Here is a 16,220-nt window from a genome sequence, read left to right on the forward strand (position 1 = left end):
CATCTTTTCGATCACATCGTCTGGGGGAAGTGCATTCGCTCGTTACCTAAACTCAGGGTGTGCTGCCCTAATTGGGTCGTTCCATCCGATTTCTTCACCTACTCCAGCCGCGGATAGTCGGTAATATCGTTTGTCCTCCAGAAAGTCGTAGCACGCCGGCTCAGATCGGCCTGTAGGTTCAATAAGTCCTAGTTTTTTAAACCAGTGCCAATACTTCGCAAACGAATTGTAGGTGCATCCTTTAATCGGTTTATCGCCTATCTCAACCCTTTCTTGGTTAATCCGCTTGAGGTCCTGCTTCAGGGCATAGAAGACATCGGCACAGCAGGCCTCATCATGTTGCGTAAGGTATATGTGGATAAACTCGCCGGGCCGGTATGCACTGCCTGCTCTACCCCAGGGCACTCCAGTCTTTCGCGATGCCTTTTCCGTCTTCTTGTTCCGGGGCGACTTTGCCCGCTTACCTTTCTCCGGTTGCGTCATCTTCCCAAACCTTGTCATAATCCTCGTGTAGGTCTTTTAAGGAGTACTGTAAATATATTGAAGTCGTAGCAGGCGACTGATGGCCCAGAATTTTCTGCAACCTATCGATACTCATTCCACGCTTAATGCAGTGGATCGCAAAGCTGTGCCTCAGATGATGCGGATGCAGTTTGCACCTGCGGGAAACAGCAGGGTCGCCGACTTCTCTTATGCCGACTTTCCGTGCCAACTTCGACAGAATCTGATTAACCCTTTGCCTTGTGATTGGAAAGAGTAAGTCATCCTCTACAGGTAATTTTTTCGCCATACTAGATACTCCTTAATCATGGCCAGCGTGCCCCGATCGATGGGCACGACTCTTCTTCGTTCAATCGGCTTGCCACTTCTCTTTCTTAACTTCTGCACCTTAATAATAATAGCGCGGTTAGCAAAGTCTATGTCCTGAACACGAAGTCCAATCAATTCAGAGACTCTGATGCCGGTACGCCATAATATCCTCACTAACAGCTTGTCTCTGAGGTTAGTGGCAGCGGCAATCAGCCGTTCCACTTGCTCAAGCTCCAAATACGCCTTTAAATCCCTTATAGGGCTAACAAGTGTCATTTAGTCTTGCCACCTCAACTTATCTATGCCGAATGGTCGTAGCCAAGACTTTCTCTGCCAGCAGAAGGCCAAATCCTCGTAGCAGTACATAGTCACATCTCCTCTTTGTCTGATCACTTTTGTTCATGTTTACCTCAAATCAATGCCATCGACGCAATTAGGAAGGTCAATTTGACTTATCCTTGCCTAGGGACTTAAACATACCTACTGGTAATACATCAGGTGCTACCTCTTTGCTGTTTACCTCGGAGATAGGGGTATCTTCTTTTTCTTCTTTATCAGAGTTATCTCTTAGACTATTATCATCTTTTTCTTTCTTATCATCTTTATCTTCTTTTTCAGTGTTCAGAGGTGATAAAGTTGATAAAGGTGATACATCTGTTTCCGGCAAAGAATATAGAATCTTATTAGTTCTGGTCTTGCCTGTAGGTACCGACCTAAAGTCCAGAAGTCTGTACTTTCGCATTCTTTGGCAAGTATGTTGTACCGCCATACGAGTCAGGCCAAGCTCGGTAGCAATCATGGCGGCATCTGCCTCTCCGCCAAGTGCCTCGATGGCCTCTAGTATGTTCAATTCCGCATCTCTACGTCTTTCGTCTTTGCTGTCTCCTTTCAGTTGAAATGTCATGGTCTCAACGTCGAATTGGAGTCGTAGTTCGGTATCGGGTAAGTCTCGGCCTTCGATTCTCAGATCATAGCTTCTGTCAGAGTTACGATAAATACCCATATTGACATCGGAAGCCGAAGGTGTTGCGCTGCTGCCGCGAAGGTCGTAACCAACATCATTGAAGGAACGCTTGCCATGATGAGCAATTACAAGAATCGTTGTGCCATAGACTAATGCCAGGCTGTGCAATTGCTTCATTAATTCAGACATGTCACCGGCTCTATTCTCATCTAGTTCTCGGTCCGTGGCGGAGGCTAATGTGTCAATAACAACCAGCGCCGGGCTTTCTGTCTTAATCATAGACTCAAAGTCACTCATGCCCTCCTCGGTGTTTAGCGGCTTGAATTCGGTGATATATAGAATTGGAAGGGAATGGTCACTGTTTAGCTTATGTAATCGTTCTTGTAACCGAATCACGCCGTCCTCCAGCGCCAAGTAGACGACTTTACCTTGTTTAACTCGCTTTCCCAACCATGGCGCCCCACCCGCTATTCGTTGGGAACCATCAAGAATGAACCATGATTTGCCGGCTTTCTTTCGACCACCAAAAACACAGAGGCCGGGGCTGATGAGTAGACCTTCGACCAGAAATTCCAAAGGCTTTAGTTTTGCATTGACTAGGTCCCCTTGAGTTATTGCATGAGCCCGCCAATTACAAGGTTCTCTATCAGCGCCGGTATTCTTTGCATCCAGCTCTTGGTATATTTGGTCGCGAATCGTTTTCCTTTCCGAAGGGGTGAGGATTTTGCCAAGCTCCCTAGAGCGATCTCTATAAGCTAGATTCAGCATATTCTGGCGCTCAAGCTCATCAGTTTTATTTGTCATTCCCATCGCAATATGAGCTAGCTCCCTATTCGTCTCTCTGCAATATTTATTTTTCGACTACTTGTGTATTGCCTAGATTACAATTTGCTAGGAGTTTATCCAGTGCGGCCCGTGGAATTAAAATTTTCCGTCCAAAGCGGATGCTAGGGATGGCCCCCAAGCGAAGCTGTTCATAAACAGTAGCTCTGCCGATGCGCAACAACCTCGCTGTCTCGGTTGGAGTCAGCACCAATGGGTCACTCACATTGCCTTGATTGTTCATCTTTCCTACCTGGGCCGTTTGGTTTCAATCTCTTTCCTCGGACATTGGTATTATCTTGAGGATATGGTTTGCCGCAGTTGGCAACCAATCGCCCGCTTTGATCTTGTGAACTTGGATAAACTCCGGAGGAATCGAAATGTAGTGGCTATTGCCTATCCGTATGACCTGGCGAGGTTCAGCAATTATTCCCCCTCTGTCCACTTGCCTGTGTCTCTTGCTCTTTTGCATAGTTTAAAATCTCTTTTGGTTGAACTTTGACATGAGTAATTAAATTTAGTATTATTGTAAATAAATGTCAGGTAGCTGTCAAGTCATATTAAGAAACAATGACAAATATTATGGGTTGTTACTTGACAAATCATGGCGGATGGTATATAGTGTGTATATCGAGTAAGAAGCAAGGGGATGTCAAAATGAAAAAAAAGGAACTTTCTTCTATAGAGCTAAAAAAGGTGGTAGAACTAAGACACTTTGGTACGAAATGGACGGAAATCGAAAAGGAAACCGGAGTTGAGAGACGTGCTGCAAAACGTGCCTACGATGAGTGGGAGAAAGACCAGAAGATGAGGGAGCAAGAAACCGTTCGCTTTCGTGTTGCAGCAGAAGCCTTCCATGAACATCTGAGCGACCTCACCAGACTGGCAGAGTCCTTAATTAGTGTTGTCCACGTGCCAGAAAAGCTGCGAGGGCTGGATAATGCCGAGGCAGCTCTCGGCCGGTTATTGATGGGAACTGTGCAAGGAGGACTCGAAACGTCCCCAACATCAAGTCAAGAAAGCGCCCGTCTAGTCTGGAGAAATACGAAGCTTCTTAATTCTCTCCAGGACCACACACGAGAAAAAGTAAGGTGGGAAGCTTTGGAAGAATGGAAAAAGGCGCGCACCAATGCGGCAGAGTATTCCCAAGAACTGCTGTTGCAAGCTAAAGAGGGTATCGAGGATATTCTAAACAAACAACCAGGCTTAACGGAAAAGATTAAAACTGCAATAGGGGTCAATATCGGCGCGGCCGATATCTCGCGTGGATTGGGAGAGACTATATGGCGAGGCATCGTAACTGGTAAGTTAGAGGAGGTGCACTCTTGGAAGGGAGGAGGTGACGTAACTAAGGATAACGTGTGGCTAGAGTTCTATGAGGGAGATTCTGATACAAGACTTTACCTGAATGATAATGAGCTTGCTAAAGAGATCAAAAGTATGTGTCAGCTGGTGGTTAGCAATTTGCAGGAGGGGACCAAATCTGATGTGGTGGAGAAGCTGACTAAAGAGGTTCGCTTGATGCAGGATACAACTAGGGAGCTTGAAGAAGGTTTGGACGAGCTGGTACTGCGCCCGTTGCTACTTCGCACGAGGTGTGATTTGTGTCCCGCGTAGTGGTATAGGAAGACCATATTCCAATAGCTGGAGAAGGGGGAACAAGATGAAAGGATCGATTAGACAACGAAGCAGTGCTTCGTGGGAAATTTGCGTTGATACGGGCAGAGACCCGGTATCGGGCAAACGCCTAAGACATTTTGCAACTGTAAGAGGCCGCAAAAGAGATGCGGAGAAGGAGTTACGCAGATTATTGCTTAGTGTTGAACAGGGCACCTACATCAAACAGTCTAAGCAGTTAACAGTGGCTATGTGGCTGCAGCATTGGTTTGGTAGCTACGCAGTAAGCAACCTGGCGTCCAAGACTGCTGAAAGTTATAAACGTGAAATCGATAAATACATAATTCCGCACTTGGGAGGAGTGAGACTCGCGGAACTGCGCCCGCATCATGTTCAAGACTACATCGGTTGGGCATTATCAAAAGGGCGCAGACTTAGGAATGGTGGTCTAAGCCACAGGACTGTGCAGTATCATTATCGCATTTTAAGTAAAGCTTTAGGTGACGCTGTAAAAATGGGGTTGATTGTAGTCAATCCATGCAAGGGAGTTGCTTCGCCGAAGCCACCACATAATGATATTCCCGCAATTGGCCCGAATGAGTTATCAAAACTACTAGATGCCATACGCCATAGTACTTACTACATCTACTACCACACACTTCTCCTCACCGGTATGCGTAGAAACGAGCTGATAGCGTCGAAGTGGAGAGATTTGGACCTTGAGTTGGCTTGTTTCTATATATCACATAGCCTATATAGACTTGATGACGGTACCGTAATCCTCAAAGAGCCCAAGACTGCCCGCAGCCGGCGTGCTATAGACCTGCCGTTATCCTTGGTAACACTACTGCGTCAATATAGGTCAGACCAAGAAAGCCAGAGGCTAATGCTGGGGAAAGATTTAACCGAAGATGATTTCGTGTTCTGTCATATAGATGGCAGTCCACTTAACCCGAATACGGTTACCCACACCTTTGCTAAAGTTGCAGTCAGGGCTGGTCTACCTCACCTCCGGCTCCATGACCTACGCCATATCCATGCTACTATGTTGCTGAAGGCGGGGGTGCATCCCAGGGTAGTGCAAGAGCGTCTGGGACATAGCAGTATTGCTACGACCCTGGACATTTACTCCCATACCATACCCGGCTTGCAGAAAGCGGCTGCGGAGCGGCTTGATGCGTTATTACCAGTAGGTGAACCTGAAGAAAATGTCGGCAAAATGTCGGCAAGGAAAGATGAGGTTGAATGTAGGCCGTACAGGATTCGAACCTGTGACACCCTGATTAAAAGTCAGGTGCTCTGCCAACTGAGCTAACGGCCCATCGGGCGCCATTATTATACGGTCGTTAATGTAAAATATTCAAACAAATGAATTGCTGCTACTTTTGCAACCCTGTAGTTCTACCAGTTAGAGTGGGTCCACAGATGACCTATTCGGAGGACAGAAGAGTGTGGATGTACTGGGCTAGAGCCGGATGAATGTCACAAATATAACCATCCTTGGCCTCTTCCACGGAGAAAGTCAATCTTACCGGCCGCCTTGGCGAGTTATCGAATTTGTTAAGCCCGGTTTCATTCCAGGGAATTTCTTTTCCAAGTACCTCCAACATGCCACGTATGTCTCGCGGCTGTTGCAGCATGACCTCAAAGCGGAGACGTTTTGCCAATATTTCCAGTTGTTCGCTTTTAAGTTTTATTCTCATGGTCCCACTTCTTACCCCTCGGATGCCTTGAATTTATATGTGTTTCCCTGGTGTTAGCACCGGATATACAGTAACCCCGCAGGTTTACAAGTCTAACACATCTTTTGCTTATAATCAATATCACGAATTGCCAGTAGAAAGCAGCTTAAACCCGTCTGTAACTCTTTAGGATAGTATGAATGTTCTACGAACGATTGTTATAATAATGACCAGGAAAGTCCTGAAATTGCACCATTGTCGATAGGGGGTCTACTTTTGTCTTCATTATTCGTATAATAGAGGTGGAGGGAACATTCGGGTAAAGGAAGGGGCGAATGCCATGCCTAGCGTAAGAGGCTTTTTCACCAACATGTCAATGCCCATGCCGTGACACAGAAAGCTGTATCTCTTATTCCGCAACAATGCTATCAAGGTGTGGAGGAGACAAAGCTGCTGTGGGCATCATGGCGAGCCGGGGTGTTGACAGGTCGCGAAATGCCCTCCTGGTTTGGGAGGGATTAACAGCAGATTGATAATCATCTGCGGCTAATCATGTTCTGTCGTATTTTTTCTCGAAACATGACTAGAGGGTATGTATTGACTTTTGAAAGGTGTAGCCTATAATATTGGGTTATAGAAGACTTCAGGAAAGGGGGGCAAAATGGCTGACAGCGTATACAAGGTTATCACACTAGTAGGAACCAGCACCAAATCCTGGGAGGAAGCGGCGGCATCTGCTGTACAGACAGCGGCAAAAACTCTGCGGGACCTCCGTATCGCAGAGGTAGAAGAGCTGGATATGCAGATCGAAAACGGCAAGGTTACCAACTACCGAGCCAAGGTAAGGGTCTCCTTTAAGTACATGGGTAAGGAAAAGTAGTCACCGCCCTGTGCGGACAACCCGGTTATAACACCCTCGTGCAAGGCGCCTAGGCATTTCGAGCGGTGTAACACGCTCCGGGTGTAATTTTGAATTTATGCTTGGAGCGGGTGAGCAGATTCGAACTGCCGACGTCTTGCTTGGGAAGCAAGCATTCTGACCACTGAATTACACCCGCGCTGGTGGTTATATTACCGCTGTAAAAACCTGGTGTCAATCAGCCAGAGACGTGCCTCGGGGAATAATTATTTTGTTAGCCAGTTGGGTGTTTTAATCTCTGAGGCAGAATCGTGGTTGGGGATGTAGGGCTTGATGTCCAGCACCGGCGTTTTATCTATGGCGTCAAGGCCGGTGACTTTGAGAACATTATCCCGACGTTCCAGCAGTTTGACGGTAGTTATGCCTATTGGATTGGGGCGTGCCGGGCTGTGGCTGGCAAAGACACCGACGAGGGGCAGGTTCTGGTTGCCTTTGGGATGTACTTTCATAACCGAGCGCTGTGATGGCGGTAGCTTGTGCATCCAGTAGATGACGATGATGTGCGAGAATTCGTCTATTCGGCTCAGGGCCTCTTTCAAATCCTCTTTGATTATTATCTCGGAGGCAACCTCTTCCCAATCCTCTCTCTTAGGCTCTGTGATGTTGTTTTTGACGAAGCCGATTGGTGTTAAATTTATTTCCATGGCTGCATGTGGTTGGGCTGGCTGAAGCCGTCTACATTATGAGTGCATGCCTTTGTTTTAGGGATAGCGAGGCTAAGTTAGCGGGGTCAGTGTTAACAGTTTCTTGGCGATGTCCGGATACTTGGCAATAAAAAGTAACTCATCCTCGACAAGCGGCTTCTGAGCACAGACATTGGCAAATCTTACCAGTTCCAAAATTTTTTCCGCCTCAGCGGCATCAGCAAACGCTATCTCTATTCGCTCTTCCACCTCCTCTTCTACCTCTCCTCCCATTTTCTCCTGAATCCTCTTCATTAAATGTCTGAAGCCAGATATGCCGCCATATTCGCCGGAGCATATTTCTCTACCCGTCTCCACGGTGACAGGTTCACCTCTGCCCAGTTCGGCATAATCGTACAGCTCATAATTCTGCGGGTCTTTCAAAACGCCATCAGCATGAATGCCGGATGCATGGGCGAAGGCATTAGCACCAACGCCGGGCTGGTTTATTGGTATAGGAACGTCAAAAGCATAGCTGGCGAAGTTGGCTATTTTCCATGATTTTGATAGGTCAATCGGTCTTCCCAGTTTATATTTACCAGCGAAACCTTTTGATTTGGTTAGTGCCAGAGCTGTAGCGACAAGGTCGGCATTGCCAGCTCGTTCTCCGATACCGTTGACAGTTGTATTAATATAGGCGTCTTGCCCACCATCTATAGCACCTTTAGCTCCAGAGATGGAAGTGGCTACTGCCATACCCAGGTCGCCGTGACAGTGAATCTCTATGGGCATAACTGCATTTTCGGCTAAGGCTTTCGCGGTCTGATATATGGTGAAGGGATCATCATAACCAAGGGTATCACAGTACCTAAACCTGTCAGCACCGTGCAACTTGGCTTGTGAGGCAAATTTTATTAAGTAATCCAAGTCTGTTCTTGAGGCATCCTCGGCGTTTACACCTATGGATTCAACTCCGTGTGAGCGGGCAGCATCAAGGGCATCGGTCATCATCTTCGTAATGTCGTCTCTTGACTTTCTGCCTTGAAATTTGCCCTGAATCATCTGCTCAGAAGTCGAAATGGAAATATTGAGGTGTTTTATCTCCGGTACCAGCTTGAAAGTTGTTTGAACATCTTCTACTGTTGCTCTAATCCAACCGCCCAGGCGGATAGGTTTTAGAACGCCCATCTGGACTAACTCAAGATTTGCCTTGAGGTAATTTGTTTCATGTTTTGTTGTAGGAAAGCCAAACTCTGACTGGAAAACACCTAACTCGTTCAGATAGATGTTTATCATTGTTTTTTCCAGCTTGGATAAGCCCAGCTTAGCTGTCTGAACGCCGTCTCGATTTGAAACATCAATTATATAAATCTTGCCCATTTGAGTCCTCTAGGGAGATGCCAGGAAAGAGTTGATAATCTATTGTACCATGATAATGTGACCACTTTAGTAAATTATTATAACTTAATACTGGGGGCTTGACAAAGCGCAGGTAATGTGCTATCTTATTAAAGTCCCAAGTAATTGAGCTAAGACCGGGGAGGCAGGGCGCTGACGCAAGGTAGGCGAAGGCCGAAAAGTGTCAGAGGATGTGGAACCGGGATGGGCAAGGTTACTTGGGGCATTTTATTTATTTCCCGCCCCTTCAATTAGTTCAGGAGTAAGTGCACCAATGAAGGGTAGGTTTCTATATTCCCCATGGTAATCCAATCCATAACCTACTACGAACTCATCGGGGACCTCGAAGCCTATGTAGTCGAGCTGGACGTCAATAAGGCGGCGAATTCGCTTATCCAGCAAAGTGCAAACATGCAGGCTGGCTGGGTTATGCGACGCCAGGTGGTTAAGGATGTAGTTTAATGTCATTCCTGTGTCTACAATGTCTTCAATCATCAGCACATCAAACCCGGCTATGCTGATATCGAGGTCTTTGGTTATCTTTACTGCTGACTCGTTGCCAGTGCCATAATATGAGATCGCCATAAAGTCCACGTTAAGCGGTAGGGTAATGTGTTGCATTAGGTCAGCCATGAAACAGATGACGCCTTTAAGTATGCCAACCAGGACCAATTTCCTCCCGATATATTCGCGTGAAATGCGTTTTGCCAAGGCTTTAACTCGCCGTTGAATTTGCGTGTGGCTGAATAAGACATGGTCTACCCCCTCTACCTTTGTTCCTCCCAGACGTCCATAGCCATATTTTGCTAGTAGTTTGAGGTAATCGCTCTTGTTCAGAAGCTTGATGTTGATATCAGGATAAAGCTCTCTGAGGCGGCGCAATTTGCGATTTTTCTCTGTAATCAAGCTCTGTCTTAAGGTAGTAAGCTCGATGTAGAGGTCTAGCTCAGGTAGGTAGAAGTCCGGCGTGAACATTTCTACCACTTTGTTATCCTGCCGGGCTAGAGGGAATGAGCGAGGTTCGTAGAGCCACTCGATGCGGTAGAAATCAAGCAATTTGGCGAATTCCTCTTCGCTGGAGTGGCCGAAACTGGATGGTCTTAATGAAGATGAAGGTAATGTGGGTGTCTCGGCTAATTTTCGTCGTTTGGTCATCGTTTCTTCAAATTCTGTTTTTAACACCTGATACATTTCGGTTTTTTCCAGAGTAACGGCGACTACATCAGCCACAGTGGCCAGGAAGTCCCTATCGGCTTGAGAGAATTTTCTTGGTTCGCGGGTGTAGATTCTGATTTCTCCAATTATCTCCCCTCTCTGTGGGATGGGAGTTGCTAGTACGGAGCTTATCCCCTCCATTTCGGCGGCTTCTGGGTATTGGGCTCGCTTGTCTTGTGCAACATCGAAGATAGCTACTATTTTCCCATCCAGTACTTCAGGGAGACTCTTACTGGCTTTCAGTGCTCCTTTTCGGAGATATAAGTCACTAAGGCCATAGGCGGCTATGATGTCTAAGTGTTCCTTTTGAGGATTCAGAAGCATTATGGAGCATCCGGTAGCCTTCAATGCTTTGGCTGTGCTTTTGGCTGCAGAATTAAGGATATTCTTCAGGGGTAGAAGCGAGTTAGCGGTCTTGGCTATTTGCTTGAAGGCTTGAGAGTAGCTATGCTCGTGGTTATCCACAACTGCTTCCCTTCCGAGTATGTTTTTTGTCACCTACCCGCACTTAGTATAGCCGCAACTGGGGCAAATATGACAACCCTCCTGGTAAATCAGGATGTTGCCACATTCAGGGCATTGCCCAGCCCAGTTCTTAGCTACGCCGAAGTCCTTGGAGGAATCTGTCTCTTTGTCTTTAATGTGTTTTTCAAGGACGCTGGCGATGGCATCAGCGCAGGAAAGAATAGCACGACCTTCCTCCCAGGCAACCGATGGACAGCGGGTGCCACGAAGATGTTTAGCTACAGAGCCTAGGTCGATGCCTGATCTTAAGGCTAAGGAGATAAGCCTGCTGGCAGCTTCAAGTTGGGCCGAAGCACAACCGCCGGCTTTCCCTAGGCTGGAAAAGACTTCACAGATTCCTTTGTCATCGAAGTTTACGGTGACATATATATAACCGCAACCGGTAGTTACTCGCTCAGTAGCCCCCTTGGTAACCTTAGGTCGTGGCCTTGGTGTGAGCTTAGCTTCAGGTTTCCCCTCCGTGTGACTAATGGTTAGAACTTGGCTTTCGCGGCTGCGGTCCCGATATATGGTTATCCCTTTCAATCCCAGTTTGTAGGCAAGTATGTATACTTCAGCTACATCTTCTATTGTGGCTTCGTGAGGGAGGTTAACTGTTTTGGAAACAGCACTATCGGTGAACTTTTGGAAAGCTGCCTGCATTCTCACGTGCCACTCGGGCGTTATATCGTGAGAGGTGACAAAGACGTTTTTTACCCAATCAGGTACATTTTCAGCATCTCGCAGCTTTTTCCCTTCAGCGAGCTGTTGCATCAGTTCCGGGGAATAGAACACCTCATTTCTGGCTATTTCTTCGAAGTAAGGATTGACTTCTATTAGTTGTTGTCCATCAAGGATATGGCGGGTGTAACTGAGAGCAAAGAGGGGTTCGATGCCGCTGGAACAACCAGCAATTATGCTTAATGTCCCGGTAGGCGCAATGGTAGTTCGCGAGGCATTTCTAGGATTTAAACCGTTGTTTGTATCGTAAATACTGCCTTTGAAGGCAGGGAATAGACCTCTATCCTCTCCGAGTTTCACTGACTCTTTGGTTGCTTCTTCAGATATGAAACGCATGACGTTTTCAGCCACCTCTAATGCTTTATCGGAGTTGTAGGGGATGCGGAGCTTGAGTAGCATGTCAGCAAAGCCCATAACGCCAAGCCCTATTTTTCTGGTGGCTTTGGTCATTTTCTCAATCTGGGGCAGCGGGAATTTGTTAACATCTATGACATCATCGAGAAAACGGACGCCCAGTTTAACAGTTTGGCGCAGCTTGACATAATCAAGATCGGGTCTGTCAGTCTCGTTTTTGACCATTTTTGACAGATTAATTGAGGCCAGGTTGCAGGATTCAAATGGCAGCAAAGGCTGTTCACCGCAGGGATTGGTGCTCTCTATTCTGCCAAGTTTTGGGGTAGGATTATTCTTGTTTATATTGTCGATGAAAACAATGCCGGGGTCACCGGTGCGCCAGGCCGTATCTGTGATTTTTTCGAAGACTTCTCTGGCGTTGAGTTTATCGACAACCTCCTTATTATGTGGGTTTATTAAATTAAATTCCTTGTCTTTTTCTACAGCTTCCATAAACTCGTTAGTTACGGCGACTGATAGGTTGAAATTGGTGAGCGCTTTCGGGTCTTCTTTGGCCATGATGAAGTCGAGAATATCAGGATGGTCGATGTTGAGGATAGCCATATTGGCACCTCGGCGCATACCACCTTGCTTGATAACATCGGTAGCTGTGTCGAAAGCTCGCATGAAAGATACTGGGCCACTGGCAATACCGCCGGTGGAACCAACCCTGTCTTTCTTGGGTCTGAGACGGGAAAAGGAGAAGCCGGTGCCGCCGCCACTTTTGTGGATTAGAGCGGTGTATTTTACAGCGTCGAAAATGGATTCCATGGAATCGTCCACAGGTATAACAAAACAAGCTGATAGTTGTCCCAGGTCTCGTCCGGCGTTCATTAGAGTCGGGGAATTGGGGAGAAACTCGAGTGATGTCATGAGCCGATAGAACTTCTCTTCCCATCCGGTAATGTCTGCCTTTTGGTTATAGAGAAGTTCAGCCGAAGCAATGTATTTGGCGACGCGTCGGAACATCTCCTCAGGTGTTTCAACGATCTGTCCCTGACTGTCTTTTTTCAGGTATCTTTTCTCCAGGACAGTAAGAGCGTTTTGATTTAGTTCTACTCCCGATTTGGTTTTGGTCCTCATTTTGGGTGGTTGTTTCTCTGTTGTTTTAGCCTTCTTGACTTCTGGTTCGACTTCCGTCTCTATTTTTGTCATTGATGGCTCCGCTATCTTGTTTTTTTCAGCTAGGATTTCTTTCACTGCTACTTCGATTTGGGAGTCAGAAGGAATCTCCATCTCCTGTTTTGGGATCAAATGCTCCATTCCTGGTAAGGTTGGCCTTGGCTCTAGTCTTTGAATTATTTGACCGGCGAGTTCCTCGAGCAATTTTCTGTCAGTTATACCCATAGACTCAGCAGCTGCAAATGTAGCTCGGGCGATACGGTTATGGTTGTTGCCTCCGGATTGATTTTTACTTTGACGAGCAGTCATTTATTTCCGTCTCCTATGTCGTTGTCCTAAGACGGTTAGCTCTTCCTGGGATAAAAGTGGCAGCTGGCCGGCCGGAGGTGTATTCGATTCCGTGTCTACCAGAGTATCTACTGCCTGTTTTAATGCGGCGATGTCAGTAAACTCGCGGTAGACACTGGCAAAACGAATATAGGCTATGTGGTCCAGCTCTTGCAGCCTTTCCATCACCATGTCGCCAATGACGGAACTGGAAACTTCAGTTTTGCCGAGGCGATAAAGATCGACTTCAATATTGTCCACGAGCTTATCAATAGTGCCGGTTGGAAGCGGACGTTTTTCGCAGGCTTTGCGAATGCCGGCTAGCAGCTTGTCCCTGTTGAACTCCTCCCGCCTGTCGTCTTTTTTAATCACAAAAAGATTTCTGGACTGTAAATGTTCGTAGGTTGTGAAGCGAGTTCCACAATGAAGACACTGCCGGCGACGCCTGATTCCATCGCCTATGCCTCTGGAGTCGATCACCTTTGATTCAATGTCACCGCAATAGGGACATTTCATCAGACCACCCCCTACAAAGTGTGGTGCAAAACTATTTTAGCCCAATATATAGGTGGTGTCAAGCAGGGTGTAGACATAAGATGAATAATAAAGGGCAAAAACAGAGCGGCAATTTGGGTTGCCGCTCTGTCGGGGAGGGTGGGGGGTTGGTGAAGGGTTAGCGGGCCATTTTGGCTTGGGATGGGGGCACTGTTTGGGCAGTGGAGTAATGCGACGTACGACGGAGGAATGAGGGGACATCGAGGCTATCTTCGGCAACACCTCGTAGCAGGCGCCGCAACTCGGCTTCGGTTGGTACTCCGACTCCGTATTGAGCGGTGAAGCCGGTGGCGATAATGGTAATTTGAACTTCGGACTCCATCTGTGAGTTGAAGACGACTCCAAAGATGATGTTTGCATCCGGATCAACTGCTTGAGCAATGACTTCAGCAGCTTCGTTGCACTCGAAGAGGGTAAGGTCGCTGCCACCGGTGACGTTGAACAGTACCCCTTTGGAGCCGTTTATTGAAACATCGAGTAATGGGCTGGCAAGTGCAGCCCTGGCAGCCTCGACAGCGCGGTTCTGGCCGCTGCCTCTGCCTACTGACATCCAGGCGGGCCCGGCGTTCTTCATTATCGACCTTATATCAGCAAAATCAAGGTTGATTAATCCGGGAACAGTCACCACTTCAGCGATAGCCTGAACTGCCAGCCGGAGAACATCATCAGCTAATCTGAAGGCATTGTCCACGGTGGTTTTAGCGTCACAAAGCTCAATAAGGCGGTCGTTGGGAATTATAACCAGGGTATCCACTTTATCACACAGCTGTAGTACGCCTTCCTCGGCCACTTTGTTTCGTCGAGTACCTTCAAAGCTAAATGGCTTGGTTACAATGCCAATTGTTAAAGCACCACTCTGTCGGGATACATCAGCGACAATCGGGATGCCGCCGGTGCCAGTGCCACCACCCATTCCAGCGGTGACAAAAATCATGTCGGCACCTGAGATTACCTCTTGAATTGTCTGGCGGCTCTCTTCGGCTGCTCCAGCACCGACGGTGTGGTCACCGCCGGCACCTAACCCACGTGTCAGCTTCTCACCTAGCTGGACACGCACAGGGGCTTCAGACAACGCCAAAGCTTGGGCATCAGTGTTCATGGTGATGAATTCCACCCCTTTAATATCCTCACGGACCATCCTGGTAATAGCATTGGAACCACCACCGCCAATGCCTATAGCCTTGATCCGGGCTGGTGCATTGGAAAATGTTGACTTCGCCATTTTTAAATCGCCTCCTTTATATTATATTTTGTCTATCCTTTACACACCAAAGAATTTTTTCAGTACTGTCATAAAACCGTCGAAGACACCGTTTCTCTTTTTGGTTTCCCAGGCTGGTCTGCCATGATTTCTTGTTCCCCAGAGAAGAAGTCCAACTCCAGTGGAGTGAGCCGGGTCATGGAGTATGTCGGTAATGCCATAAACTCCCATAGGCTCGCCAATCCGCGTCTGGATGCGGAGTGTTTGTCGAGCCAGGGCTTCGAGACCGGCTAAGTTAGAACAGCCGCCAGTGAGCACAAGACCGCCTGGAGCTAATGAGGCATAGTTAGAGTCAGGCATTTCGAGGAGGATGAGCCTTAGCAATTCCTCCATGCGTACATTGATGATATTGCACAAATCACGGTAGGAAACACTGTGCCCGTCTTCGACGCTCAGTGTAGAGTCTTGGTTTTTAGTGAGTACCTCGGGATAAACGTTCCCGTATTTCTTTTTCATAGCCTCGGCGATCTCAAATGGTAGGCCCAGACCGATAGAAAGATCACTGGTGACTTGATATCCAGCCACTGGAATAATTGAGGTGTGGTAGATACTGCCGTCTTTGAATACGGCTATATCAGTGGTGCCGCCACCGACATCAGCCAGGATGACTCCTACTTCTCTTTCTTCTGGTGTCAGTACCGCCTCACCACTGGCTAGTGGCTCAAGAATGAGGTCTTGTATTTCAACTCCAACGCTCCGAATACACTTGACCAGATTCTGGACTGAGGATATGGCAGCGGTGATAATGTGGGTTTCCACGTCTAGCCTGAAGCCGTGCATACCTACCGGATTCTTAATTCTTTCCTGACTGTCTAATGCATAACTGCGAGGTATGGCATGTAGTATTTTTCTGTCATCTGGGACGTTAACCTGCTGGGCGGAAGATAGGACTCGCTTTAAGTCATCGTGTCGAACCAGCCGGTCATTACGTGGTATAGCCACTACCCCATGGCTGTTGTGCGAGCTTATGTGCCTACCTGTGACACCCACATATGCAGACTCCACTTTTAGCCCGCTTGCTTGCTCAGCTCGTCTTATCGACTCAGCAACTGATTCTCTGGCTTCTTCTACGTTGACTACCATACCTTTATGCATACCATGCGATGGCACGAGACCGACCCCTAAGACTTGTATATTGCCTCCGGAATCCAATGTGCCAATAATGGTACATATTTTGGTAGTGCCAACATCGATAGCTGAAATAAGCTTTTTCATCGTGGTTTTGCCCTCCTTTGATTTTGTTTAGGTTTAATTTGCCTCCCGTGAA

General features: G+C 47.3%; 15 protein-coding genes, 2 tRNA genes and 2 pseudogenes. 4 read left to right on the forward strand and 15 right to left on the reverse strand.

Annotated elements, in window-relative coordinates:
* Positions 1-42: 42 nt before the first annotated feature.
* The 5 genes from FJ023_08600 to FJ023_08620 form a co-directional block, all read right to left on the reverse strand.
* Complete coding sequence (locus FJ023_08600; GenBank protein MBM4447386.1) at positions 43-483, reverse strand: hypothetical protein; 441 nt, start codon at positions 481-483, stop codon at positions 43-45.
* Complete coding sequence (locus tag FJ023_08605; GenBank protein ID MBM4447387.1) at positions 461-790, reverse strand: hypothetical protein; 330 nt, start codon at positions 788-790, stop codon at positions 461-463. Before FJ023_08605 ends, FJ023_08600 begins: the two co-directional genes overlap by 23 nt.
* Complete coding sequence (locus tag FJ023_08610; GenBank protein MBM4447388.1) at positions 769-1,086, reverse strand: phage integrase family protein; 318 nt, start codon at positions 1,084-1,086, stop codon at positions 769-771. Before FJ023_08610 ends, FJ023_08605 begins: the two co-directional genes overlap by 22 nt.
* 166 nt (positions 1,087-1,252) lie before the next feature.
* A complete protein-coding gene (locus FJ023_08615; protein ID MBM4447389.1) occupies positions 1,253-2,584 on the reverse strand; it encodes an AAA family ATPase in 1,332 nt (443 codons plus the stop codon).
* A 40-nt stretch (positions 2,585-2,624) separates the two neighbouring features.
* Positions 2,625-2,840: a helix-turn-helix domain-containing protein gene (locus tag FJ023_08620; GenBank protein MBM4447390.1), complete on the reverse strand. Its 216-nt coding sequence runs from the start codon at positions 2,838-2,840 to the stop codon at positions 2,625-2,627.
* Positions 2,841-3,253: 413 nt separating this feature from the next.
* Here FJ023_08620 and FJ023_08625 point away from each other — a divergent pair, with 413 nt between their 5' ends.
* The 3 genes and pseudogenes from FJ023_08625 (at position 3,254) to FJ023_08635 (ending at position 5,351) form a co-directional block, all read left to right on the forward strand.
* Complete coding sequence (locus FJ023_08625) at positions 3,254-4,213, forward strand: hypothetical protein (protein MBM4447391.1); 960 nt, start codon at positions 3,254-3,256, stop codon at positions 4,211-4,213.
* Between the two features lie 46 nt (positions 4,214-4,259).
* Positions 4,260-4,619 (forward strand): annotated as a pseudogene (locus FJ023_08630) (site-specific integrase).
* A 108-nt stretch (positions 4,620-4,727) separates the two neighbouring features.
* Positions 4,728-5,351 (forward strand): annotated as a pseudogene (locus FJ023_08635) (site-specific integrase).
* A 110-nt stretch (positions 5,352-5,461) separates the two neighbouring features.
* Here FJ023_08635 and FJ023_08640 read toward each other — a convergent pair.
* Together FJ023_08640 and FJ023_08645 are read right to left on the reverse strand one after the other, a co-directional pair.
* Positions 5,462-5,534: transfer RNA gene (locus tag FJ023_08640), tRNA-Lys, on the reverse strand.
* Between the two features lie 109 nt (positions 5,535-5,643).
* A complete protein-coding gene (locus FJ023_08645; GenBank protein MBM4447392.1) occupies positions 5,644-5,916 on the reverse strand; it encodes a hypothetical protein in 273 nt (90 codons plus the stop codon).
* Positions 5,917-6,556: 640 nt separating this feature from the next.
* Here FJ023_08645 and FJ023_08650 point away from each other — a divergent pair.
* On the forward strand, positions 6,557-6,775 hold the full coding sequence (locus FJ023_08650; protein ID MBM4447393.1) for a dodecin domain-containing protein: 219 nt from the start codon (positions 6,557-6,559) through the stop codon (positions 6,773-6,775).
* A 102-nt stretch (positions 6,776-6,877) separates the two neighbouring features.
* Here the strand turns inward: FJ023_08650 and FJ023_08655 are convergent.
* From FJ023_08655 to ftsA, 8 genes are all read right to left on the reverse strand, one after another.
* Positions 6,878-6,953, reverse strand: a tRNA-Gly gene (locus tag FJ023_08655).
* A gap of 67 nt (positions 6,954-7,020) precedes the next feature.
* Positions 7,021-7,458 carry a tRNA (N6-threonylcarbamoyladenosine(37)-N6)-methyltransferase TrmO gene (tsaA, locus tag FJ023_08660; GenBank protein MBM4447394.1) on the reverse strand — a complete coding sequence of 146 codons (438 nt, stop codon included), beginning with the start codon at positions 7,456-7,458 and terminating at the stop codon, positions 7,021-7,023.
* A 72-nt stretch (positions 7,459-7,530) separates the two neighbouring features.
* Positions 7,531-8,817 (reverse strand): homocitrate synthase, encoded by a 1,287-nt coding sequence (locus FJ023_08665; GenBank protein MBM4447395.1) that lies wholly within the window; start codon positions 8,815-8,817, stop codon positions 7,531-7,533.
* A 246-nt stretch (positions 8,818-9,063) separates the two neighbouring features.
* A complete protein-coding gene (hpt, locus tag FJ023_08670) occupies positions 9,064-10,548 on the reverse strand; it encodes a hypoxanthine phosphoribosyltransferase (GenBank protein ID MBM4447396.1) in 1,485 nt (494 codons plus the stop codon).
* Positions 10,549-13,035 (reverse strand): vitamin B12-dependent ribonucleotide reductase, encoded by a 2,487-nt coding sequence (locus FJ023_08675; protein ID MBM4447397.1) that lies wholly within the window; start codon positions 13,033-13,035, stop codon positions 10,549-10,551.
* Positions 13,036-13,119: 84 nt separating this feature from the next.
* Complete coding sequence (gene nrdR / locus FJ023_08680) at positions 13,120-13,653, reverse strand: transcriptional repressor NrdR (protein MBM4447398.1); 534 nt, start codon at positions 13,651-13,653, stop codon at positions 13,120-13,122.
* A 157-nt stretch (positions 13,654-13,810) separates the two neighbouring features.
* Complete coding sequence (gene ftsZ, locus FJ023_08685) at positions 13,811-14,914, reverse strand: cell division protein FtsZ (GenBank protein MBM4447399.1); 1,104 nt, start codon at positions 14,912-14,914, stop codon at positions 13,811-13,813.
* A gap of 39 nt (positions 14,915-14,953) precedes the next feature.
* On the reverse strand, positions 14,954-16,168 hold the full coding sequence (gene ftsA, locus FJ023_08690) for a cell division protein FtsA (GenBank protein ID MBM4447400.1): 1,215 nt from the start codon (positions 16,166-16,168) through the stop codon (positions 14,954-14,956).
* Positions 16,169-16,220 lie beyond the last annotated feature (52 nt).

The sequence above is a fragment of the Chloroflexota bacterium genome, from assembly GCA_016875875.1.
Lineage (GTDB): Bacteria > Chloroflexota > Dehalococcoidia > GIF9 > UBA5629 > 9FT-COMBO-48-23.

Excerpts from the sequence above, each read along its gene's own strand:
- FJ023_08600 (MBM4447386.1), bottom strand. The coding sequence starts at position 483 with ATGACGCAACCGGAGAAAGGTAAGCGGGCAAAGTCGCCCCGGAACAAG.
- FJ023_08605 (MBM4447387.1), bottom strand. The coding sequence starts at position 790 with ATGGCGAAAAAATTACCTGTAGAGGATGACTTACTCTTTCCAATCACA.
- FJ023_08610 (MBM4447388.1), bottom strand. The coding sequence starts at position 1,086 with ATGACACTTGTTAGCCCTATAAGGGATTTAAAGGCGTATTTGGAGCTT.
- FJ023_08615 (MBM4447389.1), bottom strand. The coding sequence starts at position 2,584 with ATGGGAATGACAAATAAAACTGATGAGCTTGAGCGCCAGAATATGCTG.
- FJ023_08620 (MBM4447390.1), bottom strand. The coding sequence starts at position 2,840 with ATGAACAATCAAGGCAATGTGAGTGACCCATTGGTGCTGACTCCAACC.
- FJ023_08625 (MBM4447391.1), top strand. The coding sequence starts at position 3,254 with ATGAAAAAAAAGGAACTTTCTTCTATAGAGCTAAAAAAGGTGGTAGAA.
- FJ023_08645 (MBM4447392.1), bottom strand. The coding sequence starts at position 5,916 with ATGAGAATAAAACTTAAAAGCGAACAACTGGAAATATTGGCAAAACGT.
- FJ023_08650 (MBM4447393.1), top strand. The coding sequence starts at position 6,557 with ATGGCTGACAGCGTATACAAGGTTATCACACTAGTAGGAACCAGCACC.
- tsaA (MBM4447394.1), bottom strand. The coding sequence starts at position 7,458 with ATGGAAATAAATTTAACACCAATCGGCTTCGTCAAAAACAACATCACA.
- FJ023_08665 (MBM4447395.1), bottom strand. The coding sequence starts at position 8,817 with ATGGGCAAGATTTATATAATTGATGTTTCAAATCGAGACGGCGTTCAG.
- FJ023_08675 (MBM4447397.1), bottom strand. The coding sequence starts at position 13,035 with ATGGGTATAACTGACAGAAAATTGCTCGAGGAACTCGCCGGTCAAATA.
- nrdR (MBM4447398.1), bottom strand. The coding sequence starts at position 13,653 with ATGAAATGTCCCTATTGCGGTGACATTGAATCAAAGGTGATCGACTCC.
- ftsZ (MBM4447399.1), bottom strand. The coding sequence starts at position 14,914 with ATGGCGAAGTCAACATTTTCCAATGCACCAGCCCGGATCAAGGCTATA.
- ftsA (MBM4447400.1), bottom strand. The coding sequence starts at position 16,168 with ATGAAAAAGCTTATTTCAGCTATCGATGTTGGCACTACCAAAATATGT.